At 68.8% G+C, this 26,684-nt stretch carries 23 protein-coding genes and 3 pseudogenes; 9 read left to right on the top strand and 17 right to left on the bottom strand.

From position 1 onward, the window contains the following. Positions 1 to 87, bottom strand: a pseudogene (locus ABZZ74_RS42950) (cell wall protein); the annotation flags it as partial. A gap of 171 nt (positions 88 to 258) precedes the next feature. Here ABZZ74_RS42950 and ABZZ74_RS42945 point away from each other — a divergent pair. Both ABZZ74_RS42945 and ABZZ74_RS42940 read left to right on the top strand, forming a co-directional pair. After that, positions 259 to 1,107 carry an SDR family NAD(P)-dependent oxidoreductase gene (locus ABZZ74_RS42945; protein WP_030944676.1) on the top strand — a complete coding sequence of 283 codons (849 nt, stop codon included), beginning with the start codon at positions 259 to 261 and terminating at the stop codon, positions 1,105 to 1,107. Between the two features lie 249 nt (positions 1,108 to 1,356). Then, the gene (locus ABZZ74_RS42940; protein ID WP_356949565.1) at positions 1,357 to 1,908 is read left to right on the top strand and encodes a transposase; all 552 of its coding nucleotides are present in this window, start codon (positions 1,357 to 1,359) and stop codon (positions 1,906 to 1,908) included. A 494-nt stretch (positions 1,909 to 2,402) separates the two neighbouring features. Here the strand turns inward: ABZZ74_RS42940 and ABZZ74_RS42935 are convergent, their stop codons facing one another. The 8 genes from ABZZ74_RS42935 to ABZZ74_RS42900 form a co-directional block, all read right to left on the bottom strand. Then, positions 2,403 to 4,013 carry an FAD-binding oxidoreductase gene (locus tag ABZZ74_RS42935; RefSeq protein WP_356949564.1) on the bottom strand — a complete coding sequence of 537 codons (1,611 nt, stop codon included), beginning with the start codon at positions 4,011 to 4,013 and terminating at the stop codon, positions 2,403 to 2,405. Continuing rightward, positions 4,010 to 4,759, bottom strand: coding sequence for an ABC transporter ATP-binding protein (locus ABZZ74_RS42930; RefSeq protein WP_356949563.1), 750 nt, complete (start codon positions 4,757 to 4,759; stop codon positions 4,010 to 4,012). The genes ABZZ74_RS42935 and ABZZ74_RS42930 overlap by 4 nt, the downstream gene beginning before the upstream one ends. Beyond that, positions 4,756 to 5,472, bottom strand: coding sequence for an ATP-binding cassette domain-containing protein (locus tag ABZZ74_RS42925; RefSeq protein WP_356949562.1), 717 nt, complete (start codon positions 5,470 to 5,472; stop codon positions 4,756 to 4,758). The genes ABZZ74_RS42930 and ABZZ74_RS42925 overlap by 4 nt, the downstream gene beginning before the upstream one ends. Next, positions 5,469 to 6,539, bottom strand: coding sequence for a branched-chain amino acid ABC transporter permease (locus tag ABZZ74_RS42920; RefSeq protein WP_356949561.1), 1,071 nt, complete (start codon positions 6,537 to 6,539; stop codon positions 5,469 to 5,471). The genes ABZZ74_RS42925 and ABZZ74_RS42920 overlap by 4 nt, the downstream gene beginning before the upstream one ends. Positions 6,540 to 6,542: 3 nt before the next feature. Continuing rightward, positions 6,543 to 7,412, bottom strand: coding sequence for a branched-chain amino acid ABC transporter permease (locus ABZZ74_RS42915; protein ID WP_356949560.1), 870 nt, complete (start codon positions 7,410 to 7,412; stop codon positions 6,543 to 6,545). Between the two features lie 33 nt (positions 7,413 to 7,445). Next, a complete protein-coding gene (locus ABZZ74_RS42910) occupies positions 7,446 to 8,732 on the bottom strand; it encodes an ABC transporter substrate-binding protein (protein WP_356949559.1) in 1,287 nt (428 codons plus the stop codon). 120 nt (positions 8,733 to 8,852) lie between these two features. Next, positions 8,853 to 10,463, bottom strand: a complete 1,611-nt coding sequence (locus ABZZ74_RS42905) for an FAD-binding oxidoreductase (RefSeq protein WP_356949558.1) — start codon at positions 10,461 to 10,463, stop codon at positions 8,853 to 8,855. A gap of 81 nt (positions 10,464 to 10,544) precedes the next feature. Further along, a complete protein-coding gene (locus tag ABZZ74_RS42900; protein ID WP_030944704.1) occupies positions 10,545 to 11,168 on the bottom strand; it encodes a hypothetical protein in 624 nt (207 codons plus the stop codon). A gap of 108 nt (positions 11,169 to 11,276) precedes the next feature. Here ABZZ74_RS42900 and ABZZ74_RS42895 point away from each other — a divergent pair, with 108 nt between their 5' ends. Beyond that, positions 11,277 to 12,032 (top strand): SDR family oxidoreductase, encoded by a 756-nt coding sequence (locus tag ABZZ74_RS42895; protein WP_356949557.1) that lies wholly within the window; start codon positions 11,277 to 11,279, stop codon positions 12,030 to 12,032. 80 nt (positions 12,033 to 12,112) lie between these two features. Continuing rightward, a complete protein-coding gene (locus ABZZ74_RS42890; protein ID WP_007379938.1) occupies positions 12,113 to 12,682 on the top strand; it encodes a MarR family winged helix-turn-helix transcriptional regulator in 570 nt (189 codons plus the stop codon). Positions 12,683 to 12,946: 264 nt separating this feature from the next. Here the strand turns inward: ABZZ74_RS42890 and ABZZ74_RS42885 are convergent, their stop codons facing one another. From ABZZ74_RS42885 to ABZZ74_RS42875, 3 genes are read right to left on the bottom strand one after another with little or no spacing between them, the layout of a single operon-like run. Continuing rightward, positions 12,947 to 13,909 carry an oxygenase MpaB family protein gene (locus tag ABZZ74_RS42885; RefSeq protein WP_356949556.1) on the bottom strand — a complete coding sequence of 321 codons (963 nt, stop codon included), beginning with the start codon at positions 13,907 to 13,909 and terminating at the stop codon, positions 12,947 to 12,949. A 47-nt stretch (positions 13,910 to 13,956) separates the two neighbouring features. Beyond that, on the bottom strand, positions 13,957 to 15,387 hold the full coding sequence (locus tag ABZZ74_RS42880) for an aldehyde dehydrogenase family protein (protein ID WP_356949566.1): 1,431 nt from the start codon (positions 15,385 to 15,387) through the stop codon (positions 13,957 to 13,959). A 38-nt stretch (positions 15,388 to 15,425) separates the two neighbouring features. Continuing rightward, complete coding sequence (locus ABZZ74_RS42875; RefSeq protein WP_356949555.1) at positions 15,426 to 15,632, bottom strand: hypothetical protein; 207 nt, start codon at positions 15,630 to 15,632, stop codon at positions 15,426 to 15,428. Between the two features lie 292 nt (positions 15,633 to 15,924). Here ABZZ74_RS42875 and ABZZ74_RS42870 point away from each other — a divergent pair, with 292 nt between their 5' ends. After that, positions 15,925 to 17,145, top strand: a complete 1,221-nt coding sequence (locus tag ABZZ74_RS42870; RefSeq protein ID WP_118082903.1) for a helix-turn-helix domain-containing protein — start codon at positions 15,925 to 15,927, stop codon at positions 17,143 to 17,145. Between the two features lie 484 nt (positions 17,146 to 17,629). On the opposite strand, the gene ABZZ74_RS42865 is transcribed toward ABZZ74_RS42870, so the two are convergent. The 3 genes from ABZZ74_RS42865 to ABZZ74_RS42855 all read right to left on the bottom strand — a co-directional run bounded on the left by ABZZ74_RS42865 (position 17,630) and on the right by ABZZ74_RS42855 (position 20,493). Then, positions 17,630 to 18,790 (bottom strand): serine hydrolase domain-containing protein, encoded by a 1,161-nt coding sequence (locus ABZZ74_RS42865; protein ID WP_356949554.1) that lies wholly within the window; start codon positions 18,788 to 18,790, stop codon positions 17,630 to 17,632. Positions 18,791 to 19,069: 279 nt separating this feature from the next. Beyond that, positions 19,070 to 19,699 (bottom strand): TetR/AcrR family transcriptional regulator, encoded by a 630-nt coding sequence (locus tag ABZZ74_RS42860; RefSeq protein WP_356949553.1) that lies wholly within the window; start codon positions 19,697 to 19,699, stop codon positions 19,070 to 19,072. Further along, complete coding sequence (locus tag ABZZ74_RS42855; RefSeq protein WP_356949552.1) at positions 19,696 to 20,493, bottom strand: acetoacetate decarboxylase; 798 nt, start codon at positions 20,491 to 20,493, stop codon at positions 19,696 to 19,698. The genes ABZZ74_RS42860 and ABZZ74_RS42855 overlap by 4 nt, the downstream gene beginning before the upstream one ends. 102 nt (positions 20,494 to 20,595) lie before the next feature. On the opposite strand from ABZZ74_RS42855, the gene ABZZ74_RS42850 reads away from it, so the two are divergent. Continuing rightward, positions 20,596 to 21,474 (top strand): 3-hydroxyacyl-CoA dehydrogenase family protein, encoded by an 879-nt coding sequence (locus ABZZ74_RS42850; protein WP_356949551.1) that lies wholly within the window; start codon positions 20,596 to 20,598, stop codon positions 21,472 to 21,474. Positions 21,475 to 21,624: 150 nt separating this feature from the next. After that, positions 21,625 to 21,987: pseudogene (locus ABZZ74_RS42845) on the top strand (transposase); the annotation flags it as partial. Here the strand turns inward: ABZZ74_RS42845 and ABZZ74_RS42840 are convergent. Continuing rightward, positions 21,968 to 22,120 (bottom strand): DUF4177 domain-containing protein, encoded by a 153-nt coding sequence (locus ABZZ74_RS42840; protein ID WP_356949550.1) that lies wholly within the window; start codon positions 22,118 to 22,120, stop codon positions 21,968 to 21,970. The pseudogene ABZZ74_RS42845 and the gene ABZZ74_RS42840 overlap by 20 nt on opposite strands. A 127-nt stretch (positions 22,121 to 22,247) precedes the next feature. Then, positions 22,248 to 24,467 (bottom strand): alpha-L-fucosidase, encoded by a 2,220-nt coding sequence (locus tag ABZZ74_RS42835; protein WP_356949549.1) that lies wholly within the window; start codon positions 24,465 to 24,467, stop codon positions 22,248 to 22,250. A gap of 1,143 nt (positions 24,468 to 25,610) precedes the next feature. On the opposite strand from ABZZ74_RS42835, the gene ABZZ74_RS42830 reads away from it, so the two are divergent. Both ABZZ74_RS42830 and ABZZ74_RS42825 read left to right on the top strand, forming a co-directional pair. Beyond that, positions 25,611 to 25,907, top strand: coding sequence for a hypothetical protein (locus tag ABZZ74_RS42830; RefSeq protein WP_356949548.1), 297 nt, complete (start codon positions 25,611 to 25,613; stop codon positions 25,905 to 25,907). 64 nt (positions 25,908 to 25,971) lie between these two features. After that, positions 25,972 to 26,418: pseudogene (locus tag ABZZ74_RS42825) on the top strand (IS5/IS1182 family transposase); the annotation flags it as partial. Positions 26,419 to 26,684 lie beyond the last annotated feature (266 nt).

The following is a 26,684-nucleotide window of genomic DNA, read 5'->3' as shown; positions in this document are numbered from 1 at the left end:
CGTGGCGTCGTAGCCCTGCTCGGCGAACAACTCGAAGGCGGCACGGATGACCGCCTCGCTGCGCCTTGCCTTACCGCGCTCCCGCAGACCTTGCTCTCAGAATGCTCGCAAGTTACAGCCCACCGCAATGTTGCAGTCCGCTGCAAACTTAGCTTAGGATGAAACTCGCCCGCCCCGGCGGCCTCGACTCCCTCCCCACCGATGACCTGGACCGCGCCAAAGCCGCATCTGGGACCTCCTGCACCGAAAGGCCACCCCATGACCCCGACCCGGACCATCCTGATCACCGGCTGCTCCTCCGGCATGGGCCGGCAGGCCGCGCTGGCCCTGCACCGGCTCGGCCACCGCGTGTACGCCACCGCTCGCCGCCCCGAGACCCTGGCCGACCTGGCCGCGCTCGGCATGTCCACCCTGCCGCTCGACGTCACCGACGAGCAGTCGATGGCCGACGCGGTGGCCGCCGTCGAGGCCGAGCACGGCAGCGTCGACATCCTGATCAACAATGCAGGATTCGGGCTGCACCTGCCCGTGGAGTCCGCCACCCCGGCCGAGGTCCGCGCCCAGTTCGACACCAACGTCTTCGGCCTGGTCCGGATGGCCCAACTGGTGCTGCCGGGCATGCGCCGCGCCGGGCACGGCCGGATCATCAACCTCTCCTCCATGGCCGGCCGCTTCTCCCCTCCCGGCGGTGCCTTCTACCACGCCAGCAAGCACGCCGTGGAGGCGATCAGCGACTCGCTGCGCCTGGAGGTCGCGCCTTTCGGCATCGAGGTCGTCGTCGTCCAACCCGGGCCCACCATCACCGAGTTCAGCGGCACAGCGGTCGGCACCATGGCTCCCGCCACGGACGCCGCCGACCCGTACGCCGGCTTCCGCGCCAAGCTCGCCGACATGTACGCCAACCACGCCTTCACCCGCCGCAGCGGCGCCGTCCCCGCCGAGGCCGCCACCAAGGTGATCGTCCGCGCCGCCACCACCGCCAAGCCCCGCGCCCGGTACGCGATCGGCGCGCTCGCCCGCGCCACCATGCTGGCCAAGCGCCTGCTCCCCGACGCCGCCTTCGACGCCCTGATGCGCCGCAGCTTCCCGCTTCCCGAGGCGGCCTAGTGGTGGGCATCGGTTCGATTGAGGTGACTCGGTCGGGTGCTCTCCAGCCGGTTCGCGCATGAAGGCAGGCCTCCTGTCCAGCTCGGGATTGTCGAAGTCCAAACGAGCCGGCCAGGAGGCCCTGTGTCGCAGTCTTGCGTTCCTATGCCCGTGTCGTCCAACTCGGCTACCCGGTCGTGTGATTGCCTCGCTCACCCGTTCGGGAATGCGGGCAACCGTCCGGACCGTGCGCGCGGCTACGACTTGGACATGACGGACACCGAGTGGGTCATCGTACGGGACGCGATGCCCGTGCCGCCCTGGCTGCAGGGACGGGGCGGGCAGCCGGAGGGCTACTGCCACCGGCAGATGTCGGACGCCGTGCGCTCCCTGGTCGACAACGGCATCAAGTGGTGGGCGATGCCGGCGGACTTCCCCGCCTGGGACCGGGTCTACGCCTTCGCGCGGCGGTGGCGCGCGCGGGGCCTGCTGGCTGAGTTCCACGACCGGCTGCGGGGCATGGTCCGCGAGGACGCCGGCCGCGACCCGGAGCCGACCGCCGCGGTGATCGACGCGCAGTCCCTGCGCGCGGCGGCCACGGTGCCGGCGTCCTCACGCGGATGCCTCGGCCTGCTGCTGGCCGTGCTGGTCACCGCCGCGCCCGGCGGCGAGCGTGAACCGGACCGGGGTCGGATCGACGACCCAGCTCCGATCCGCCAGCCGCTTCATCTTCGAGCGCACGCCCTCCACACTGGCCGGGACCGGCGCCAGCCCCAGTGCGGCGACGATCTCCTGACACGTCATCACCCTGTGCCTGTCTGACCGGCGTTCGGCCAGCACGGACAGGATGCGCCGGTAGTCCAGGGCCAGTACGTTTCCGCCGACAACGCGGGCCGCCACACCGGGACGACCGAACCCGCACGAGCCACCCGCGACGGCACGGCGGCGGGCGCGTCCGGGACGGACACCGACTCCGACACGCAAGGTTCCTCGGCCGGTGCTGGGCCCTCGAGTCCGGGCTTCCACGGGCCTCGGCGCGGACAGGACCTCACCGACCCGCTGACGCGTGATCAGCCATTCCTGCCAGTCCGTCTCCGCCTCGGCGAGTGCGGCGAGCACCCGGTCTGCTTCCTCCCGCAGCCCCTCCACCCCCTCACGCGCGGCCAGCTCCCGCTCCTCCAGCAGACCCACGACCGACGCCATCTTGGCGCCTTCACCCACGAGGCAACCCGACCCGCCGAGCCTGCCTCGCCAACACCGACATCATGCCTGAACTGCGGAAACACACCCATTAAGTTCGGTACGACAACGGCTTCTCAGCGCAGCGCCCGCCCCCTGATCCCCTGCTTGCCGGGCGAGAAGATGCCCTGCGGGTCGAGGCAGTCCTTGACGGCTTCGTTGAAGCGGCGCTGGGCGTGGCCGCCGAAGTCGAAGGTGTCGGCGACAGCGTCCATGTGGCGCAGGTGTGTGCGGTAGACGCCGTAGCCGCGGCGGGCGCCTTCCGGGATGAGCCGGCCGATCACGTCGTACGCGTGCCGGGTCTGCGCCGCGTCGGCCGTGTTGAACCACAACGAGGTGATGTTGACGAAGGCGCGCGGGGTGAGCATCAGGGAGGTGGCGTAGTCCAGGCCTTCTGCCGCGAGGGCGGAGCGCAGCCAGCGGTTCTGCTCCAGCGCCTCCTCGCCGGTGAGCGGGGCGACGGGGGAGTAGTCGAGGTGGCCGCCCACGCCGTGTTCGTCCCAGCTGAGGTTGTCCAACAGGTCGAGCGTGGGGACGCCGGCCTGGGTGGTGTCGGACTGGTGCCGGATGCGCGGCAGGGCGGCGGCCGGGCCGTCCGGGATGGGTTCGACGGGCGCCGTGAGCCGGTCGACGGCGGTGGCGCCGTCGTATGCGCGAGCGGTGAGGCGGGCGCCGGGGATGGCCTCGAAGGCGCGGCGGCAGATGTCGTACTGCTGCTCCACGATTTCCGCGTGGCCGTACAGGGCGAAGCGCATGTACCAGCGGCCCGTGTCCGTCTCGCGGGCTATACGGTCGATGGCCTCCTCCGGAAGCGCGCCCTCTCCCCGGTACCAGTACTCGCGGCGGACACCGCTGAGCGCGCCGCCGACGAGCATCGTGTTGTACGCGATGGGGTAGTTGGGGATGGTGCGGTCCAGGAGCAGCGGGCGGACGGTGTCGACGAGGGCGGCGATGTCCTCCTCGCGATCGACCCGCACGTCGCAGGACATGTACACCTCGGGCTGCGGTACGAGCCAGCAGCCCATCTTGGTGACGATGCCGTAGTTGGACTGCATGAACATCCCGTCGGCCGACGGACCGAAGCCGGGCTTGCGGACGGGCCAGGACGGGTTGCCCTCCATGGCGCCCATGCCGGTACGCAGCAGGGAGCCGTCAGCGAGGACGACCTCCATGCCGCTCTGGCGGCCGGGGTGGTCGCCGAGCGGGGTGAAGCCGACGCCGTGATCGAGGCAGTTGCCGATGACGCTGCCCCAGCCGAGGTCGGGGATGGAGGGCCACAGGGCGAGGCCGCGCCGCCGGATCTCCTCGAAGAGGTCGAAGAAGCGCACACCGGGCTCGACCACGCAGTACGCGAGGTCTTCGTCCAGTTCCAGGATGCGGTTCATGCGACGCAGGCTGACCGAGACCGAGCCGGTGGTGGCCGGGGCCGGACCGCCGTATCCGTTGTTGCGGCCCTGGGAGAACGTCCACAGCGGCAGGCTGTGTTCGCCGGCGATCCGGACGACGGCCTGGACCTCCTCGACGGTGGCGGGCGAGACGACAGCGGAGGGGATGTGCTCCTGCCAGGAGGCGTGGGCGTAGGGATCGCGGTACGGCAGCAGGTCCTCGGGGCGGTGCAGGACATGCTCCGGGCCGAGGGCGGCGGAGAGAGCGGCCAGAGCGTCGGCGGAGAGGGGCGGTCGGGTCATGACGGGGAGTCCTCGGCATTCGTGCGCAGCAGGTACGCGGCGCTCAGCTTCTCGGGGTTGTCCTTGAGCTCCTGTGCCGTGCCGCTGAAGCGGATGCGGCCGCCTTCCAGGATGTGGGCGGTGGTGGCCAGGGCGAGGGCGACGTGTGCGAACTGCTCGATGAGCAGGACGGCCGTGCCGGCGGCGGCGACGTCGGCCAGGACCGGCATCAGACGCTTCACCACGACCGGCGCCAGGCCCAGCGACAGCTCGTCCACGACCAGCACGGACGGCCGGGAGGCGAGTGCCTGGGCCAGGACGACCATCTGCTGCTGCCCGCCGGACAGGGCACGGGCGGGGGTGTACCAGCGTTGCCTCAGCTCGGGGAAGAGCTCCAGCGCGTACTCGACTCCGGTCCGGCGGGCCTCGCGGCCGAGGGAGTAGACCGCGGCGTGCAGGTTGTCACGGACGGTCAGGCTGGGCAGCAGCCGCCGTCCTTCGGGTACGACTGCCACCCCGGCCGCCCGCACCTTCTCGGGTCGGCGTCCCGTCAGCTCGCGCTCGCCGAGCAGGAGGCGCCCGCCGGTGGGGCGCAGGATGCCGCCGAGCGCGAGGACCAGGGTGGACTTGCCCGCGCCGTTGGGGCCGAGGAGAGCGGTGACCTCTCCGGCGGGGATGTCGAGACGTACGTCGTGCAGCACGGTGCGGGTGCCGCGTGCGACACGGAGCTCTTCGACGTGCAGCGCGGGCGCGGTGGTGACGGTCATGCGACCTCCTCGGTACCGAGGTAGGCCCGCACGACATGCTCGTCGCGCAGGACCTCCTGGGTGGGACCGGCGGCGATGAGCCGGCCGAAGTCGAGCACGGCGGTGACGTCGCAGCAGGCAGACACCAGGCTCATGTCGTGGTCGACCAGTACGGTCATGGCGTCCAGCTCCGCCGGGATGCGGCGGATCACGGCACCGATCCGGCCCGTCTCCTCGTCCGGCAGCCCCGCGGCGGGCTCGTCGAGCAGGACCACGCGGGGGCGGCCGACGACCGCACGGGCGAGCTCGACCAGCCGTCGTTCCCCCGCGCCCAGGGCGCCGACCGGGGCCGTGGGGCTGACGGAAAGGCCGACGAAGTCCAGGGCGGTGAGCACGTCGCGGTGGCGGTCGCGGCGGTGGCCCCCGGTGTGCTCGTGGACCATGGCCACGTTGTCGTACACCGACAGTTGCTCGATCGCCTGCTCGGTCTGGAAAGTGCGGCGCAGCCCCCAGCGGGCTCGGCGGTGGCCCGGCAGGGCCAGCAGGTCGTCACCGAATGCCAGGACGCGGCCGGTCGCCGGGGTGACGAAGCCGCTGAGTACGTTGAAGAAGGTGGTCTTGCCGGCGCCGTTGGGGCCGATCAGGCCGCAGGCGCTGCCGGGCAGCGTCAGATCCATGGCCTGGATGGGGGTGACGCCGCCGAAGCGTACGGTCAGCTCCCTGATCTCGATCATGACGTGGTCCTCCGCATCCGGACCCGGGCGCCCAGCCGGGCCAGATCCCGGCTCATCTGGCCGGCGATGCCCTCCGGTGAGGTGACCAGTGTCTGCACGAGGCCGACCCCGAAGACGATCAGCAGGACGTTGCCGCTGACCCCCCAGGTGTCGAGCAGGGCGGGCATCGCCTTCAGCATCAGCCCTGCCACGACGGCTCCGGCGAAGTGGTACATGCCCGCCATCAGCAGGGCGGCCAGCAGAGTGATCGACTCCTGCGGGGGGAACTGGTAGACCGTCAGCCCGCCCGCGCTGGCCGCCAGCAGGGCCCCGGCCACACCGGTCATGAAGCACGCCAGGGCGAAGGCCCACAGCTTGTACAGGGTGACGTTGATCCCGGCGGCCACCGCCGCGTGCTCGCTCTGCCGGATCGCCGCCCAGGCCCTGCCCGGCCTGCCCCGGGTATGGGCGATGGCCAGCAGGAACATCAGGACACAGACCACGACTGTGTAGCGGAAGTACGCGGTGTCGCCGGCGGCGACGGCGGGCCGGGGCAGCGGCACGGTGCCGGATTTCACGGGGTCGTAGCCGAGGAAGCCGGGTCCGCCGTTGGGGAAGTTGGTGTTGGTCAGCACGATGGTGATCGCAGCGGCCAGCATGAGGGTGATCAGGGCCAGGTACAGGCCGGACAGCCGCAGGGCGGGGAGTCCGATGACGATTCCGATCAGGCCGGTCACTACGCCGGTGGCCAGCAGTACCAGCCAGAACGGCAACGTGCCGGTCTGGCCCAGCCGTTCCGCGGTCCAGCCGCCGGCTGCGAGCATCGCGATCTGGCCCAGTGAGATCAGTCCGACCCGCCCGTACAGCACGCTCAGACCCAGGGCCGCGACCGAGAACACCGCCGCGGCGGTGAGGACCTGGATCCAGTACGGGCTGGTGAACAGCGGCAGCAGGAGCGCGGCCGCCGCCACAGCGGCCGGCCAGGCCGCCGCCGACAGGGGCTGCCGCAGCCTGTGCCCGATGGCCGCCGTCGGGTGCCGCGCATGGTCCGGTGCGGTGGTGCGGTGCGCGTCTTCGAGGACGTTCATTCGTCAGACCCTTGTCTGTGACGGGCGGCGGACGGCCATGACCAGTACGACCGCTATTGCCACCAGGAACGGCGTCATGGATCGGTAGGAGGACAGGCTCGCCACGGGAGTGAGCAGGGACTGGGCGACCCCGATGACGAGGCCGGCAGCCAGCGTGGTCCACAGCGACTCCAGCCGGCCGACGAGGGCGGCGGCCAGCCCGGAGATGATCAGGAACGTCAGACCGTTGATGTCGAGGCCGACCAGGTTGGACAGCACGATCCCCGCCACGCCGAAGACGACGCCGGAACCCAGCCAGGCGGCCGCCTCCACCCGGCGCACCGGTACGCCCAGCAGCGCGCTGCTCTCGCGGTCGTCGGCCAGCGCGCGCATCGCCGTGCCCAGCGCCGTGCGGTCCAGGAACTGCGCGGTGACGGCGGTGAGCAGCAGGCCGAGCGCCAGGCTGATCAGCTGGGTGCCGTTGACGTGCACGGTGCCGAGGACGATGCCCCAGGCGGTCGTGGGCAGGGAGAGGGAGTAGGTCTGCGCGCCCCAGATCCAGGACATGGTGCCCAGCAGGACGAGCGTCAGACCGAGCGTGGCCGCGGCCTTGACCAGCGGTTCGCGCTGGGCGAGCCGGGGACCGAGGAGCAGGCCGTACACCAGGGTGATCGCCGCCGACAGCGCCACGCCGAGTGCGGCCGCGGGCCAGACGGGCAGGCCCGCGGTGGTGGCCAGGGAGCAGGCGGTGAAGGCACCGACGGCGCCGACCGCTCCGCCCGCCAGATAGAGCACTCCGGTGGTGCGGTACAGGACCACGATGCCGACGCCGGAGAGCGAGAACACACCACCGAGAGCCAGTCCGAGAACGAGGAAGGGCAGAAGGCTTGGCATGGGAGACGTCCGGTTCCGATCAGCCGCCGGCGGTCAGCCGAGACCGATCTGCTTCTCGTATGCGCGGATCTTGGCGAAGTTGTTGTTCGGGAGGGCGGGCATCTCGGAGCAGTCCTGGGTCTGCGTCCACTGACCGCTCTTCGGAGTGATGGTCCGGGTGGTGTTGTTGGCGGTGTGGAACGCCTGGGTGCCGAAGTACCAGGGCTTGCAGTACAGGTCGGACCGGTAGTCCTTGACACCCTTGAACGCCGCGCCCACGGTGGCGGTGGTGTAGTCGCCGGACTTGATGCTCAGCAGCGCCTGGACGGCGATCCGTGCGGCGGTGAAGCCGAGCTGGCCGAAGTTTCCGAGCTGGGTCTTCGGGGCGTACTTCCGGCGCAGCTGGAGATAGAGCTGGTTGTCCGGACCGGGCGAGCTGGCCAGGTTCATCTCGGCGTTGACACCGAGCTTGCCGTCCCAGGCGGTGCCCAGTTGCTGGAGCATGGACTGGTCGTTGCAGCCCGCCGGGCAGCCCCATATGGCCTGGTCGATCAGTCCCTGCTGCTCGATTGCCTTGAACACCTTCAGAGCCTCACCCGCGTTGAGGTTCACCACGACACCGCCGCCGGCGCCCGCGGCCTGGGCGGCCTTGAGCGCGAGCCCGTTGGCGTCGGCGACCGGGACGTTCTCCACCCAGGCGGTGACCGGGACGCCGGCCTTCTTGCCGAGCTCCTTGATGCTGGCGTTGATGGCGTTGGAGCCGGGTGTGTTGCTGGTGAAGACGACCAGCTTCTTGGCGCCCTTGTCGAGCAGGTACTGGGCGGTGGCCAGCGCGCTGTAACTTGCGCCGACGTTGACCGGCGCGATGGCGGGGGTGTTGAAGCAGTCGAGGGCGAGGCCCGCGTCGATGCCGTAGACGGCCTTCTTCTCGTAGGTCTTGGCGTTGACCGAGCAGTCCAGGACGCTGCTGCTGGCGGTGAAGCCGACGATCTTCTCGGTGTCGATCAGCTTGGTCGCCAGGGACGCGGTCAGCTGCGGGTCGAGCGCGTCCTTTTCCACGACGAGTTTCACGGGGCGGCCGTTGATGCCGCCGTTGGCGTTGACGCAGGAGAAGTACGCGTTCGCCATGTCGGTGACGTCGGTGAAGCTCAGCCCGGGGGTGTCGGAGACGATGGCACCGAGCTTGATGGCCGGCCCGGTGGCCGTCTTGCCGTTGCCGAGGCCGCACTTGGAGGCCTTGGACGGCTTCGCGGAGGAGGCCGCGGCGGCGTCGGTGCCGGTGGAGGCGCAGCCGGTGGCCAGCAGGGCCAGGAGGGGGGCGCAGGCGGCGACGGTGAGCACGCGGGTGCTCGTAAATCTGTGCGGGCGATGGCCGTTGGTCTTCACAATGGGCTCCGTTGCTCATGGTGGTCGGCTGGGGCAAAGGGGAAGGGAGAGGGGCCGCGCGCGGGCGGAAGCGGGTCAGCGGCTGGGCGAAACGTCGCGCAGGTGGCGCAGTCCGGAAGGCCAGATGCCCTGCTTGCCGGGGGAGAGAATGCCGTGTGGGTCGAGCGCGTCCTTGAGCCGTTCGTTGAAGCGGCGCAGCGCGTGATCGCCGAAGTCGAAGGTGTCGGCGACGGCGTCCATGAAGTCGACGTGCGTGCGGTAGACGCCGTAGCCGGCCCCGGCGAGGGCGCGGACCAGTTCGGGGTAGAGCCGGTAAGCGTCGCCGGTCTGCTTCTCGTCGCAGGGGTTGAAGTAGAGCTGGGCGACGTTGGTGATGTGCCGCTGGCCAAGGATCATGGCGGGGTCGTAGTCCAGCCCGCTGCCGCTCAGCTGGTCGTCCAGCAGGGCATGCACCCGTACGACGTCCTGCCCGCGCAGGGGTGAGACGGTGGAGAAGTCGAGATGGCCGCCTCCCTCGCCGCTGTACCAGGACAGTGCCCGCATCAGGTCCAGGCTGGGGATGCCCGCCTGGACCTGGGCGTTCTGATCTCGGGCGGTGTCGTGTACGGCGTGTCCGGCGAACTTCTCGCCGACGATGTGGACGCCGGGGATGACCGACAGTGCCTTCCTGATCCGGGCGAGGCGGGCGTCGACGATGCCCTCGGTGCCGTACAGCGCGAAGCGCATGTTCCAGCGGCCGAGGCCCATTTGCCGGGCGAGCCGGAGAACCGCCTCCTCGGGTACGGGGCCGGGACCGTCGTACACCTCGGCACGGGTGGGTGCGCCGTCCATGACGGAGGCGATGAAGAGCGGATGGCCGATGGCGGGGTGGTTCTGGATGGTGCGGTCCAGCAGGAGGGGGCGAAGTGCGTCGATGAGGATGGGCAGGTCCTCCTTGCGGGGCACCTGGACGCCGCCGGAGAGATAGCACTCCGGCTCGGGCATCAACCACACTCCCGCCCGGGTGACGATGGAGAGTCCGGACTGCTTGAACAGACCGTCGGCCGTGGGACCGAAGCCACGGGGGTAGGCGTGCCAGGCACGGTTGCCGGACATCGCGCCCATACCGGTGCGCAGCAGACTCCCGTCGGGCAGGACGACCTCCAGGCCGCACAGCCGGGCGGCGTGGTCGCCGTCGACGGTGTATCCGATCCCGTGGTCGAGGGCGTTGCCGATGACGCTGCCCCAGCCGAGGTCGGGGGCGGAGGACCAGACCTTGTGACCGCCGGCGCGCAGGTGGTCGTACAGGTCGAAGAAGCGCACACCGGGCTCGACGACCGCGTAGGCCAGTTCCTCGTTCACTTCGAGGACTCGGTTCATGCGGCGCAGGCTGACCTGCACTGATCCGGGGACGCGGGGGGCGGGTCCGCCGTAGGCGTTGTTGCGGCCCTGGGAGAAGGTCCACAGCGGGACGCGGTGCTCGTCGGCGATGCGGACGACCGCCTGGACCTCTTCGACGGTGGCCGGCATGACGACGGCGGCCGCGGTGTGGTCGCTCCAGCCCGGGTGGGAGAAGGGGTCCCGGAAGTCGTCGACGGTTCCGGGGGCGGTGAGGACCGCGTCCGTGCCGAGCGCCTCGACAAAGGCCTCGGCGGCGGCGTCGGGGAGCGGGCGGACGGCGGTGTTGGAAGGTGGCTGGAAAGGCACGTCGGGCCTCCCGGACATGCGGGCCGGCTCGGACCCGCGAGGTGCAGAAAAATACTGAGAGATCTAACCGATTTCTGGAAGCTACGCCGGGGTCACACCCACGTCAATAGGTGGGTCGAGCAACGGTGCCAGCAGGTCAGCGGCCTGCTGCGGCGTGACGACGTCCGCTGGATCCATGCGGTGGACCTCGCGTGAGGCGCGGTCGATGTAGACGTGTTCGCCGAGCAGCTTGACGGCCTCGTCATAGGGCCAGATGTTGGCCACTTTGTGGGTGACGAGGTAGTGGGCGTCGAGGTCGTCGACGTCCTCGCCCATCGCGGGCTTCATCAGCGCACCCGGGACGATCTGCCCCAGTAGTGACTCGATGGCCAGTCCCCAGTCCGCGACCGCGATGCGCTCGGTGAGCGGGACGAGCACGTTCAGTCCGGCTTCGGTCATCGTGCGGTAGAAGTCGGCGACGGCGTCATGGCCGTCGAAGACGGCGGTGTTGTCGCCTTCGGCGATGCGGTAGACGGGGTGGGGCACGGTCAGATCCGGGTCGAGGATCTCCGGCCACCGGCCGGACACCTCCAGCATGGCGTGGCGGCGGAAGTTGGTCAGGATCGCCCGTTGACGGGGATCGGTCGCGAGGCCGAGCTGGCGCTCTGCCTCGCGCGGGACGTTCAGGACGTCCAGTCGCGGCACGACGGCCGGAATGAGGCGCACGGTGCGCTCCTCTCACTCTGAAGCGGCCTCAACGTAGCAACCAATTAATTAGAGGTCTAGGTACTGCGCGGGTGTGAATTACTGAGACATCGAGCTAGTCTCGGAGGTATGGAGATCACAATGAAGGGCAAGGCCGGGCTGGTCACCGGCGCGGCAGGCGGCATCGGACGAGCCGCCGCCGTGGCCTTCGGGCGCGCCGGGGCAGCGGTCGTCGTCGCCGATCTGGGCAGCCGACGCGCCGCCGGACTGGAGACCGTGCGGCTGGTCGAGCAGGCCGGCGGGCGGGCAGTGTTCGTCGCGTGCGACGTCACCGAGGCCGACGAGTGCACCGCACTCGCGGCGACCGTGGCAGAGACGTACGGGCGGCTGGACTTCGCGCACAACAACGCGGGTATCGCCGTGCAGGGCAGCGTCACCGACACCGACGAGGCGGCCTTCGACCGTTGCCTCGCCGTGAACCTGAAAGGGGTCTGGCACGGTCTGCGGGCGCAGATCCCTCTCATGGCCGCGTCGGGTGGCGGTGCGATCGTCAACACCGCGTCGCTCGCCGGGCTCATCGGCCTTCCGCAGGGCGCCGCCTACTCCGCGAGCAAGCATGCCGTAATCGGTCTGACCAAGACCGCCGCCATCGAGTGCGCGGACCGCAACATCCGGGTCAACGCGGTCTGCCCGGCGGCGGTCCGCACCGACATGACCGCCGCTCTGCCGCCCGAACTCCAGGCGCAGGCCGTAGCCCCCCAGGTGATCAAGCGGTTCGCCGAACCGGAGGAGATCGCCGATGCCGTGCTCTGGCTCTGCTCCGACGCGTCCTCCTTCGTGACGGGGACCGCTCTGCCTGTGGACGCGGGGGCCACCGCGTCGTAACCGGGCAGGATGTGCGGCGAGCCGGCTATACGCTGAGACCTCTCAGTAACTTCTCCTAATGGTGAGGACAGAGTCCCTTCATGCAGCCGAGCCAGTCCCAGCTCCCGATCCCCGGCGATCCCGCCGAGGCCGACGCCCAGGCCGCCGAGGCCGCACGATCCTTCGCGCCGGACGCGGACATCGACGCCATGCTCATGATCTTCGGACTGGTAAGAGCGGCTGAACGACTCCAGCAGGACTTCGAGGTCAGCGTCCAGCGCCCGGCCGGCCTCACCTGGGCGGGCTTTCGTGCCCTGTTCGCGGTCAAGACGGTCGGCGAACTGACCCCGCTGCAGCTCGCCCGGCTGACCAACGTCTCCCAGGCCAGCGTTTCGGCGGTGCTCAACACCCTGGAACGCAAGGGACTCATCCAGCGCAGCAGGTCGGACAAGGACGGCCGGTCCGTCACCATCCAGCTCACCGACTACGGACACGACGTGGTCGGTGAGCTCTTCGCACGCAACAACGCCCGCGAGGCCGAATGGGCCCGAGCCCTGACCGCCCGCGAGCGCAGCACTCTGATCCGGCTGCTGCGGAAGATCCGTCGGCATGAGGTCAGCACGATCACGGACGCCACCCGAGTGGTGAACGGTGACGTCAGCACGGCGTAAGCCTTCGCAACGAACCGGTGGGTGAGGCGGCGGGCCGCGCGGTGTCGGCTGACGGCGTCGCCAGCGCCTCGGTCGGAGCGACCCCGGCAGCACGGACCGCCGGGTAGAGGCCGGTCGCGGCCCCTCACAAGGGTCGAGGCGAGGCCGCCCGCGACCGCCCGGCGGGGACGGTGGCCGGCCGACGACCGCCGCGGGGCCGAGTTCGGGACCCGGTGCGGACGGGGCGAGGATCCCGACGACCGTGCACCGGTCCCGGCCGACACGTCAGGCGTCCGTACTCGTCGACCCGTCCGGCACGGGCCGTTGTTCCCTCATGCCCGACAGCGCGGCCTTCAGCCGGCCGCCCATCGGGGTCTCCGGGCGGGGCTCGGCGAACGCGGCGCGGATCGGCGCCACCTCGACCGGGTCGGGCGCCCACCGGACCTGGACGGTGATGAGCGTGCGCAGTGCCCGCCGCAGGGTCCGGACCACGAGCGGCCGCGGGCCCTTGAGCCCGTGGACGGCGAGCAGGTCCGGGGTGGCAAGGGACAGCACGAGGGCACGACCGAGCCCGTGCAACGGGCGGGGGAACCAGCGGTCGCAGAACTGCTGCAGCATCGCCTCGGCGACGACGTTGCTCTCCGGAGCGGTCGAGTAGTCGTTGCGCTCGAAGTCGGCGAGGAAGGCGAGCATTCCGTCGAAGTCCGCCGGCAACGGAACACCCTGGTCCGAACCGATACGGAACAGCCCGGCGATCTGCGACCAGTGCCGGTAGGCGGCCCGCTGCTCGTTGGCGCTGAAGCCGGGCAGACCGAGCCGCTGCATCACCCGGTGCGGCTCGGCGGCGAGGATGCAGATCGTGTACGTGTACTGGCGTACGTCCAGGATCGCGTCGGGGTACTTCCCCGCCCAGGCGTCGTGCTGCCGGTTGACCCGTTCGACGGACTCACGCACGGTCGGGTCGTGCGCACCCTCGCCGAGGTACCAGGTCCACACCGCGTGCATTGTGCCCTCTATACGACGCTGCTGGTGCAGGACGACCTTGCCCTTGCCGCCGCGGACGAGTGTGCGTGCGCCGCTGCCCGGCCCGACGAGCCGCAGGAAGCCCTGGCACACCGCCATGTTGAGGATCATCGGGCTGGTCCGGTAGGCGTTGCCGAGCTGCCAGATCCGGGCGTGGTCGACGTCCGGGTCGAGCGCCTCGATCTCGGCGTTGATCCACTTGCGCGGTTTCTCCCTGGTGGTCACGTGTCCTCCTCGGGTTCCTGAATCGGGTCTGGTGATGTCGTCACGCATCAGCGCTGGATCGCCTTGGTCTCCAGAAACTCCTCCAGCCCCTGGACGCCGCCCTCCCGGCCGACGCCGGACTGCTTGTACCCGCCGAACGGCGCGCCCGGGTTGTACGCGCCCCCGTTCACCTCGATCTGACCGGCCCGCAGACGCCGGGCCACCCGCAGCGCTCGTTCCGGATCGGCCGACCAGACCCCGCCGGCCAGGCCGTACTCGGTGTCATTGGCGATCCGGACGGCGTCGTCCTCATCCTGGTACGGCATGATCGACAGGACCGGGCCGAAGATCTCCTCGCGGGCGATCGTCATTTCCGCGGTGACGCCGGAGAACACGGTGGCCGGCACGTAGTACCCCCGGCCCAGGTCGGCAGGGTCGCGCCCGCTCTCCACCCCGCCGACGACCAGGGTTGCGCCCTCGTCAATACCCTTCTGGATGTACGACCGGACTCGCTCCAGCTGGGCCGAACTGACCAGCGGCCCCAGCCGGGTCCCCGGGTCGGACGGATCGCCGTGCCGGTACTCGCCGGCCACCCGGGCGGCGATCTGCTCCGCCTCGGCCAGCCGGCCGACCGGCACCAGCATCCGGGTCAGCGCCGAGCAGGTCTGACCGGAATTGACGTAACACTTGGCCAGACCGTCGGCTACCGCCCGCTCGAAGTCGGCATCGTCGAGCAGCACGTTGGCCGACTTCCCGCCGAGCTCCAGAGCGACCCGCTTGACCGTCTCGGCCGCCACCACCGCGACCCGCTTCCCGGCCCGGGTGGAGCCGGTGAACGACACCATGTCGACCCCGGGATGCGCCGCCAGCGCCTCGCCGACCACCGGGCCGAACCCGCTGAGCAGGTTGAAAACCCCGGCCGGCAGGCCGACGTCGTCGAAGATCGAGGCCAGCGCATGACCCGCCAGCGGAGCCACCTCGGTCGGCTTGACCACCACCGTGCAGCCGGCCGCGAGCGCAGCCGCCACCTTCAGCACGATCTGGTGCAGCGGGAAGTTCCAGGGGGTGATGCAGCCGACCACACCGATCGGTTCCCGCACGATCAGGGAGTTGCCGACCTCGGAGCCGTCGAACGTGAAACTCCGGGCCAGCCGGGCGAAGTTCGCCAGGTTGAAGGCAGGCAGACCGACCTGTACGGATGCGGCGGCCTGCAGCGGCATCCCCATGTCCCGGGAGATCAGCGCCGCGATCTCGTCGGTCCGGGCCACCAGCGCCTCGTGGGCTTTCTCCAGGTAGTCCGCCCGCTCGCCCGGCGGCCGGACCGACCAGGCCGGCAGCGCCCGGCGCGCAGCGGCCACCGCGCGATCCACGTCCGCCGGTGTCCCGGCCACGACCTGGGCGATCACTTCCTCGGTGGCCGGGTTCAGCACCTCGATCCGGTCGGTCCCGGCCGAGGCCACCCACTCACCGCCGATGTACAGGGACGTCCGGTCCAGCACCTGGCCGCCTGCGAGGGTGCCGGTGTAGGCCGGGGCGCTCAACGGTTGTCGTCCATGTAGCTCACCATGCCGCGAATGTTCTTGCCTTCTTTCATGTCCTGGTACTCCTGATCGATGTCTTCGAACCGGTACTTGTTGGTGATCAGCTCGTCGAGGTTCAACCGGCCGGCCTGGTAGAGGGAGAGCAGCGCGGGGATCTCGACTCGCGGGTGGCTCTTGACCCCGGAGATTCCGTGCGTGAGCACGATGGTCGGTAGGGCCCCTCGATCGTGGGAAACGGCGGGACGGAAGATCGTTGCTTCACACTCGCCATCACCGGACCTGAATCGCGCTTCAGTCCGGGGCCCTGACACACGAGTCACCTGACCCTCCCATCGCCGTTCGCCTTTGTCCGATCGCGGGGTCGGCGAGCGCACCGACGCACTCATGGTCGACCTGTGACAGGCGCCACTCAATGTTGTGATGCACAGCATTAACCGAGAGAACAGTGCACAGTGCACAGCACAAGGCACAGGAAGGAGGGGTAGTGTGAGCGCTATGCATGGCGCCGGTTTGCGGGGCGACTCCGAAAAATTGCTACGCACCATGTGCAAGGAGTTCCTGGCCGATCCCTCCGTCTTGGGTCCGATCCAGGACGCACTTGTCAACGCAATCGATGCCCGCTTCGGATCGGACCCCTCCATTTCTGAGGCGATCGGTGAGGCGACCCGGGCCTACTCGCATCATTGGGCACGCTCGATGTACGAGGACCCGTGGCGGGACGTGGAGCCCCTCCTGACAAGCCAGATCGTCAACATCTCGCGCGACGGGTATCGCTGGGGTGAGGAGGACACCTTCCGCGCTTCCAACTACGCCGCTCAACAGGCGATGTGGTCCATCTTGATGCGGATCGCATTTTCGCTGTGCGATGAAACCGCCGTCCTGCAGCCCGCTCTTGACCGGGCCTCGCGCTCACTGTCGCTCTGGGTCGACCGCACAGTCACTGCCGTGATCGACATTCTGGAGCAGGAGCGCGCAGCTCTGTCGGGCGACGAGCACGTAAGACGCCTCGAGCTGGTCAATCTCATCCTGGGTGGAACACCGGTTCCTGTGACCGGTGTTGATCAGAGTCTCGGATACCCGCTCTCAGCCAGACATCTGGGGGTAATCCTCTGGGCGCCACCACAGTTCGCCGATCGCGCGGCACTCGTGCAGGTGGCGAGCGCGCTCAGCCGGATCGCGGAGTCCAGAAGCCGGCTGCTCGTTCATGCCAGCGCTTCGTCGCTGTGGCTGTGGCTGACGCCCGGAATCCCAGTTTCGGCCGAGGCACTCGAGACCGCTCTAGCCCCGCACCGCGACGTCAGGCTTGCGATCGGTTCATTGGACGAGGGAGTGGACGGGTTCCGACGCACCCACGACCGCGCGGTGGAGACCCAACGGCTGGTGCAGAGCAACAACGCGCACCGGGTCGCCTTCTATGACGACGTCGCCGCCGTCATATTGCTGGCCCGAGATGAAGCCCGGCTACGCGAATTCATCTACGCGACTCTCGGCCCGTTGGCCACAGGCCCACAGGACCTACGTGACACGCTGCGAATGTTTATCCACCAGCGGTACAACGCATCCCGCACAGCAGAGCTGCTGTTCACCCACCGAAACACCATCCTGCAACGCATTCGCCGCGCCGAAGAACGCCTGCCCGTCACTCTGGACCGGCACGGCACCAATGTCGGCATCGCCCTGGACGCGATGCACTGGCTGAACCTCCAGGACGAGTAGGTGCAGCCCATCATCCGGGCCGGGGACGCCACACTCTCCAGCGGTCCGCCCGCTGCGGGAGATGGTCAAAGGGCACAAGCGCCAACGCCCCAGCAGCCCGGGCTTCGTCGACGCGGAAGCCGGAACGTTGGCCGACGACCTCGCCCGGCGTACCGAAGGGAATCCCGGGCGGAACGGCGCGCGCTCGTGCCGTTGGCCCGTCCATCCCTTCGCCGTCCGCTTGCAGTTCAGCGGGCCAGGCCAGAGGTGGGGCCTCGGCCTGGCCGCAAGTACTGCGCAGTGTCGGCCGCAAGACAGGAAGAGCGCCATCCGCGATGCTGGACATCGAGGAGCGGCTTTGCTTCATGCTCACGGCCTGCGGCGATCTCCCGATCGAGGCTCCCGTTCGAGGCTCACAGCTCAAGATCACGCTGTGCGTTGGTCCTAGGTCTGGAACGTGCTCGACGGATCCGTCGAGCACGCTTGCTGTGGTCGGTGCGGGCGTTTACGGGCGGCCGAGGCCCTGATAGACGGCTTCTGCAATGCGGTGGAACCGCTCGTCGCCGCCGGTGTTGATGCTGCCGTCACTGCCGCCCATCTTCATGTGGTTCATGGTGAACGCCACGGTCAGGCGGTTGTCGCAGTCCGCGATGACCATGCCGCCCCCAGCGCCGCCCCAGTAGCAGGTACGAGGCCCGGCCATGGGCAGATCGTCGTTGCCCAGCCCCCAGCCCATACCGAACTTCACGTGCTTTCCCAGGAGCAGGTCGGCGCCATCCGACTGCTGATCGAAGAGGGTCTGGACGCCCTTCTCGGACAGCACTCGCACACCGCGTGCCTCGCCGCCGCAGGCGATCACCGAGTGCACGGCGGCCACCGAGCGCGCATTGCCCTGGCCGTTGGCGGCAGGAATCTCCGCAGCCCGCCAGGCGCGCGTGGCCGCGAACGGCTCCGGGTCGGCCAGCACGTTGGGGCGCCCGAACACCTTGGCACCCGTTTCCTCCAGCTCGGGCGGGAAGGAGAGGCCATCGATGTTGAAGACATTCGAGACACGATCGTCGGCCTCGGCGGGCAGGCCGATGTGGAAGTCGGCGCCCAGCGGGGTGGCCACCTGCTCGGCGAAGAACTGCCCCACGCTCTGCCCGGTGATCCGGCGAACCACCTCACCGACGAGATAGCCCTGGGTCACGGCGTGGTAGCCGGAGACGGTACCTGGTTGCCACCAGGGCTTCTGCGCGGCGAGCAGGTCGGTGCACCTGTCCCAGTCATACAGCTCGTCGGGAGCCGCCAGCGGCACGTCCCAGCCCGCCAGTCCGGCGGTGTGGGACAGCAGATGCCTGACCTCGACCGAGTCCTTTCCCTCGGCGGCGAACTCCGGCCAGTACCGCGCCACGGGTGCGTACAGGTCCAGCCCCCCGCGGTCGGCAAGCACAAGCGCGCAGAGATTGGTCATGGTCTTGGTGACCGACCAGACGTTGACCAGGGTGTCGCGGGTCCAGGGCCGGGTCTGCGCACGGTCGGCGTAGCCGCCCCACAAATCGACCACCGGCTCGCCGTCCAGGAACACCGCCGCCGATGCCCCGCCCTGGCTCTCGTCCAGGGCCTGCTCGAAGGCTTTCCTCACTGCGGCGAACCGGTCGTCGCACTGACCCGAGATCTCTTTCATCCTCAGCTTTTCCCTTCGTGTTTTGAATGTCTCAGCAGCGCTGAGCCCAGAAGAACGAAACGACTGATGCTTACTAAAAGGGCTGAACGGGCCCCGCGTCGTGCAGGCACGGTCGCCTTGGTGGCTGAGCCGCTGGAGCGGAACGGGTTTTGAAGCGCACCCGGCCCGTGTGAACGATCGGATCGAGAGGCTGTCGCGTGCGTCGTCCGCGACCCGCGCAGCGTGGCCCGCCCTCACGTCCACAGCCAGGACTGCTGAGCTGAGCGGAGGTGCTGTTGCTCACTGCTCGGTGGTCAGGCCGAGAATGATGCCGCGGACGACGGCTTCGCGGACGGCTTCGGGGTCGTCGTGGAGTGGTGACTGAGTGATCGCGCCGACGTGCGCGGTGATGACGGCCCGGGTGAAATCCTCTACGGAGTCCAGCGGTCGACGGCCGGTGAGCTCCAGGACATGCAACAGCAGCGGCTGGAGATGCCGACGGAGCTGCTCGGCATGCTCGCGCAGTGCGGCCGCGACCTCTGGCCGGTGCTGGGCCTGCCCCGCGAAACTGGTGCGGATCGCAACCCACTGCGGATCCATCGGCAGCGCCCGCAATATCGTGGCCACGACGGACTCCAGGGAACAGTGAGCCTGCTCAGAAAACGGCGCGTCGGCGGTCAGCGCCTCCAGTCGCTGCTGAACCTCGTCGTTGCGCTGTTCGTACAGGGCAAAGAAGACGTCGTCGACGGTCTTGAAGTTGGAGTAGAACGCGCCGCGGGTGAACCCGGCGCGCTCACAGATCGCCCCGATGCTGACGTTGGTGGTGCCATGCTCGGCGAACAGGTCGGCGGCCGCGGCGATCAGCTGCGCGCGGGTCGCCTTGCGCTGGCGGGGTGGACGTGCGGGCGCGGGGGTGGTCGGGTGATTCATCGGGCCATCCTCTCCGTCGGCAGCTGCGAGCCTGCCTCCTGGCTGAGGGGCGAGCCGCTGTTCAGGTAGTCGTGCACGGAGGTGACCGGGCTGAGGGTCAGGTCGGTGAGGATGTGGCTGGCGGAGACGACCTCGAGCACCGGCAGATCGGCCAGGGGGGCCATCGCGTGCTCGAACAGCTGCAGGCGGGCGGGCCCGGTCCAGGCCTCCTTGACCACGATGTCGATGATCTCGGTGCGGACCAGGTCTGAGGCGCGCAACTGCCCGGTGAACACGTTGGGCACCTGCTTGAGCGCGAAGGTGGGCACGGTGATCTGCTCCCGGGCCGCATCGAGGTCGAGGGGCTGCCGCTTGTAGGGCATAGTCGCGGTGGCCACCCGCTGGCCGCCGCGGTCCAGGGTGCCGACCAGCGCACCGGTGTCGGTGAACAGTGCCGGGCTGCCGGCCACCTTCGGGTAGGCACTCAGCTCGCGGCCCGCAGCCGTGGCGGCGAAGCTGTCCAGATACATGGCGTGCAGGTACTCGCCCACCTCGCCGTCGAACTCCACGGCGATCGCCTGCCCGCTCTCCAGGTAGGGGCCGAAGCCCTCGACGTCACCCATTTTCATCACTTCGAACCGCACCAGCGGCTCGGGCACGGTCAGTGGCTCGGGCACGACTGCGCGCAGGGCATCGGGGTCGGTGCGGTAGACGATGTTGAAGTACTCCCGGTCGGTGAACCGGGTCGCGCGCACCGGATAAACCGGTACCCCCAGCGGCGTGAGCGCCTGACGCGCCACCTCGGACTCGCGCACGGCTCCACTCTCCTTGCGATACAAAACGTATTGAGTACAGTTTGCATCGAGTTCGCGTGTCGGGCAACCAGCCGGACCGAACGTGCACAAAGGAGTCCCGTGATGACCCGCACTTCTCGTCAGCTCGCCGCCCGCCCGGTCGCGGTGATCGGCGCAGGCACCCTCGGCCGCCGCATCGCGATGATGTTCGCCTCCGACGGTGGGCTGGTACGCCTGTACGACCTGTCAGCCGACGTCCGGACCGCGGCCCTGGACTACGTCGCAGCAGAGCTGCCGGAGGTGGTCGCCTCCCGGCCCGGCGCCACCGAGGGCCGCGTGGTCGGCGTCGACACACTGGAAGCCGCGCTGGACGACGCGTGGCTGGTCATCGAGGCGGTGCCCGAGGGGCTCGACCTCAAGCGCAGCCTGTTCGCCGATCTGGACCGGATCGCCCCGGCCGACACCATCCTGGCCAGCAACTCCTCCTCCTACGCCTCCCGCCTGTTCGTCGACCAGGTGGAGCACAAGGAGCGGGTACTGAACATGCACTTCTACATGCCGCCGGCGCAGAACGCGGTCGACCTGATGAGCGACGGGGCCACCGACCCCGCGATCATCGAGCGGCTCAAGGCCGAGCTGCCGCGCTACGGAGTGCACCCCTTCGAGGCCCGCCGGGAGAGCACCGGCTTCATCTTCAACCGGGTCTGGGCCGCGATCAAGCGCGAGGCGCTGGAGGTCGTGGCCGAAGGGGTGACCACGCCGGAGGATTTCGACGCGATGTTCCAGGTGAACACCGGCGTGAAGCTCGGGGTGTTCCGGATGATGGACCAGGTCGGCCTGGACGTGGTCCTCGACATCGAAAACCACTACGCCGCGGAGAATCCGCACCTGCCCGAGGGACCCCGCCGACTGCTGCACGAGTACGTCGACACCGGCCGCCTCGGCGTGAAGACCGGCCGCGGCTTCTACGACGACTACGCCACCGCTGCGAGCGACGCCTGACGCACCGTCCGTATCACGTCGGGCCTCACTACTCGCACCCGTGACACCTCATGCGGCTTCGGGTGCGACGTAGCCGTGGGCGAGGTCGCGACGCTCGACCGAACCGGCAACTGTGAGTCCCTTTTCAACCAGTTCTTCAAGCACCGCGGAAACCGCAACGACGTCACCCAGCTCATCCCCCTGCTCCAGGCCGTCCCGCCCCTACGCGGCCGACGCGGACGGCCCCGACAACGACCGGTCGCGCTCTACGCCGACCGCGGCTACGGCCACGACAAGTACCGCAAGCAGGTGCGGGCCCTGGGGATCACCCCGGTCATCGCGCGGCGCAAAGTCGAGCACGGTTCCGGACTGGGCGTGCACCGCTGGGTGGTCGAGCAGAGTTTTGCACTGCTGCACTGGTTCCGCAGACTGCGCATCCGCTGGGAGATCCGCGACGACATCCACGAAGCCTTCCTCAGCCTGGCCTGCAGCATCATCTGCTGGCGCCGACTGGTCAACCTGTCACTCTGTTAGGAGTTCTCAGGCCCCAGCCGTCCTCGGCATGCTTGTTGAGAACCTTCTCCAGTTTGTCGCTGTCCAGTGCGTCACCGATCAGCGACTCCCTGAAACTGACGACCTTGTACTCGTAGGTGTGGCCGTTGCTCATGCTTGAGTGCCCTCCGGTGTGTTGTTGCACTGCCCAGGGCCAGCCAATCATGCTGCGAGGCAGGTCACACCTGCGTGCGCGCCAGCGGGGGCCGGAGCGGTGCTCCGGCCTCCACCCGTCCACCCGCTCAGACCTTGGTGAAGGTCCACTGCACGTTGGTACTGCTGTTTCCGGACCACTGCTTGGTCACGGAGCCCGAGGGCACGTCGCCGCCGCCGTCGAGGACGAGGCCGGTGGCGCGGTTGACGATCCAGTACCTGTTGCCGCCCTGGTACTTGAGCTGCCACTGCTGGCTGTTGCCACCGGTCCAGGTCGCCTCCAGGGCTGGGGAGCCGTTCGTGGTGGCGCCCCCGCCGTCGGCGACCATGCCGTTGGCGCGGTTGACCAGCTTGTAGTAGCCGTTGCCGAGTTCTACGGCCTGCCACTGCAGGTTGGTGCTGCCGTTCCAGGTCCACTGCTTGAGGTTGGAGCCGCTGGGGACGTTCCCGCCGCTGTCCAGCACCAGCCCGTCGGTGACGTTGGTGATCCTGAACCATGCCGAGGGGGCGAGCTGCACCTTCATCGATACGACGGTGTCGTTGTTGCCGGTGCCGCGCAGGTCGGCGTTGTCGGCGTCGAAGGTCCAGGCGGTGCCGGTGAAGTTGTCACCGGAGTAGCCGATGATCTGGTATCCGGGGGCCGGCTTCAGCGAGGACAGGCTGCGGCTGGGCAGGCCGGCGAGCGACAACTGGTCGGCGGTGTAGGAGCCGAGCTGGAGCCGCGAGGAGCCGCCCGAGTAGTTGACGTCCTGGTAGACCACGGCCCCGGACAGCGGCTGCACGGCGGGGATCTGGCCGGAGAAGGTCAGCTTCACGACGTAGGCCAGGGCGGAGAACGGCGCCGACGACGGCAGGGTCACGTGCAGCCCGGTCGAGTCCTGCGTCGGCGTGGGCAGGTCCGTGTAGGTGCCGGCGGTGGAGTTCAGCAGCTTCGCCGAGGTGAGGGAACTGACGTTGATCCGGGCCGAGTTGAGCGTCGATATGGTCAGCGTGCTTCCCGGCCAGCCGAGGACCGTGGCGTACAGGACGGTGTTGTTCTTGTTCCGGGTGAAGCGGATGTCCTGTGCCGTTCCGACCTGCGGGGCGGTGAAGGCGCCGCCGCCCATATATGTGGGGCCTTCGCCGTACGTGGTCCAGGCCCGGGTCGAGTAGACCGACTCGCCGAAGCGGCGCAGGTAGTCGCCGATGCCGAGGAGGATGTCCTTCTGGGCCTGGGGGATGGTGCCGTCCGCCATCGGGGCGATGTTGAGCAGCATGTTGCCGTTCTTGCTGACCCGGTCGATCAGTGAGTGCAGCATCTGCTGGGTGCTGTAGTAGCCGATGCCGTTCGTGTAGCACCAGCTTGAGCTGGAGATGCTGTCGTCGGTGAGCCAGTAGGGGGCGGTGATGTCCCCGGGGCCGCCGCGCTCGTAGTCGAAGACCTCGCCGTGGCCGTTCAGGCCGTCCTTGTAGGTGGCGACGACTTCGCGGCCCCACGCCTGGGCCTGGTTGTAGTAGTACGACAGGAAGTTCAGGAGTTGCGTCTGGTCGACCTTGTTGAGGTCGAAGTCCTGCCAGATGATGTCGGGCTTGGCGAGGTCGATGACCTCCTTGAGCTTGTCATACCACAGCTGGTTCTCGGCCGTGGTGCCCAACTGCCCGTACAGCTTCTGCAGGCTCGGGTCGGACTGCGCGGGCACGTGGTCGTAGTAGCCGTTGAAGTTGAACGCGTGGTGCATGGCCACAAGGAGCTTCAGCCCCTTGGCACGGATGGAGTCGGTGAACAACTGGAGCAGGTTGAGCTGGGGGCCCTTGGCGGCCGAGTTCCACTCGTTGACCGAGCTGTTCCACATGGAGAATCCGTCGTGGTGCTCGGCAACCGGGCCGGCGAACCGGGCGCCGGCGTCGACGAAGAGCTGCGCCCACTCGTCCGGGTCGAAGTTCCCGCCCGCGGACTTCAGTTTCGGGGCGAACTTGTTGAAGTTGCCGTTCAGGTCCTTCGCGCCGTTGATGAAGTTGTGGTATGGCCACGCCGACGGGTCACCGAACGTGGCGATGTGGTGCTGGTTGCACGCATCGCCGCTGATGTACATGCGGCGCGGATACCACTCGTTCCCGTAGGCCGGAACGCTGAACACACCCCAGTGGTAGTAGATGCCGAACTTGGCGTCCTTGAACCACTCGGGAGCCGCGGTGTGCTGGTCGACCGAGGCCCACGTGGGGGTGTACGTGGTCGCGGCCCGGGCGGTGCCGGCGGCGAGGACGTTGCCTGCGACCGCAGTCGCCGCGACACCCGTGGCACTCGCCAGGAACTGGCGTCTGTTGATCATGGTGGTACCTCCGTCAGAGCTGTGGTGGGAGACCAGGGCCGGTGGTCAGTGGCGGGCACTTCCGGTGGCGGGAGCACGACGTGCGCGACGCAACCCGGACCGGACACGGTCGGCAGGTGACTGACTCGGCGCCACGGCCTACGGGCGACGAAGTCCGCGGCGCAAGCGGGTGGATGGAGCGCGTCACCGGCTGCGAACGGCAACGGTCTGTGCGGACTCCAGGGATCTCGTGGCAGAGCAGGTTCCTGACGACATGTCCTCACTCCGTTCCCGTACGGCAGCACCGCCGCGTGACCGTTTCGGCTCCGGGACTTCTTGCAGACCCCTGAGCCGCGTGGTGCCGGATGTCACGCATGAAATTGCGGCACTCACCCTGCCCATGTCAACGGTCGTGCAGGGATGAAAGCAGCTCGCCAACTGAGCTTTTGTTCCTTTTTGTGCGAGATTCTGCTGATCTATCCCTCGATAGACATGGTATGTTTAACCGTCAGGCGTCAGTGGTCCCGGATCGGTTGCAGTGCCGGGAGGGCGCCGGTCCTCCGGTCAGCCCCGGCCTGGCCCAACGCGACCCGGCAGTACGAGCGATGGACGGCGACGTGGGGGAGCGACGTACGCGCGGCTCACTGTGCTCGACCTCGTCGCGGCCGTGGGATCGTCTTGCGCCGGGCAGGACATCTGCTCTTTGGTGCGCCCTGACATTCAGACCGGCCCTTCGGGTCTGCCGAGTTGGCCGGCGTCGAGCGCGCCGGCGGGCCTGTTCGAGTCCGTCGGTTGCAGTCGAGGAAACTTCAGCAGTAGGCGCTGCTCGAGAGGGTCTACTGAGCAGCGCGGGAAGAGAACAGCGCTCGCCCGAGCAACTCCGCCACGCCGCACCATCAGCCCACGTAGCCCGAGGTGACTGGTCTATTGCGCCCAGCGTCCCATGGTCGGCGAGGTGCCGATCAGGCACTGAGTAGTGTGCATCGTGAAAGGTGCAGGTCGGGCGGGCTGGTGTGCGCGGGGTCGGGGGTGCTCGGGCTGGTGGGCGGCGGGTGACCATGGTGAAGATCGTCTGACCAGTCGGTCGGGAGGGTTCTCTGGTTCTGCTGCGCCTGCGTGAGCGGGCCGCCTACGGTCCGTCACCGTGCCGATACGCCGGGGATCGTGGGGAGGGCGGGCGGCGTTCCGGTGAAGGCGGAGGTGGCGGGGCGTGCGGTGCTGCTGATTCCGCACCGCGGTGAGACTGGCGACGAGGCCGCGCTGCCCGCCGACTACCGCCGGATCCTGGCGATCGTGAGGGCCGCTGGCGGTCCGGTGCAGGTCAAGAGGGTGGGTGAGGAGCTGGGGCTTGAGGTAGGGGTGCGCGGGAGGCTGGGGCCGCTGCGGGCGGAGGTGACCAAGCTCGCCGATCGGGGCCGGCTGCACAAGCGGCCTGACGGGAAGTTCACCGCACGCCTGTAGTAGCTGCGGACCGGGGCGACAAGAGGGCGTAACCGGCGGGCCCCCGACGGCAGTTGAGTTTGATGTGAAGAAAAACAACCATCCCGTCGAGGGCTCTGACGGTCTTGTCCACATCGCCCGCCTGCCGCTGTCGAGTGCCACCCTGAACTGGCTCGCCGACCTGTTACGCGGCCACTTCAAGAAGATCGGCTCCAGGTGGCGGGCCCTGCCCGCGGGGAAGATCGCCGGCATCGTGCTGGCGGTACTGCGTTGTGACCAGCGGCCCGGCGACCTGGCAGGCGGCAACGGCATCCATCGCACCACCGTCACTCGCTGGATGCGGGAGGTCGTCGGGCTGCTGGCCGCCCGCGCCCCGCGCCTGAACCGGGCCCTGAAGAAGATCGCCCGAAAGGGTGGCGGTGTGGTGCTGCTGGACGGCTCGGTGATACGTACCCGGCGGCGCACCGGGGTCGAGAACCGCAAGAACCACTCGGGCAGGAACAAATGCCACGGCCTGCTCGTGATCGCGCTTTTGAAGTGCACGCCGACGAGCCGCGCATGCGGGGGGTACTCGAAGAGGAAGCGCCTCCGTCCACACACCCATGAACCACGCACGGTCGGAGTCCCACAGCCGGCCGGTGGGGCGGTACCCCGGTCAGACAGTAGATGTCGTCGATGAACTGGTCGAGCGGCGGAGCGGGTATCCGGCCGACGTGTTCCATGGGTTCAGTGTGGCTGTCGGGGTTCTTCACCGCATCGAGCACAGGGCGGTACGGCCCGTTCGGTGCCGTACCGCCT

The organism is Streptomyces sp. NPDC006476 (genome assembly GCF_040612015.1).
Lineage (GTDB): Bacteria > Actinomycetota > Actinomycetes > Streptomycetales > Streptomycetaceae > Streptomyces > Streptomyces griseorubiginosus_B.
Note: the sequence above shows the minus strand (reverse complement) of the source record. Positions and strands in the feature narration are given on the sequence as shown.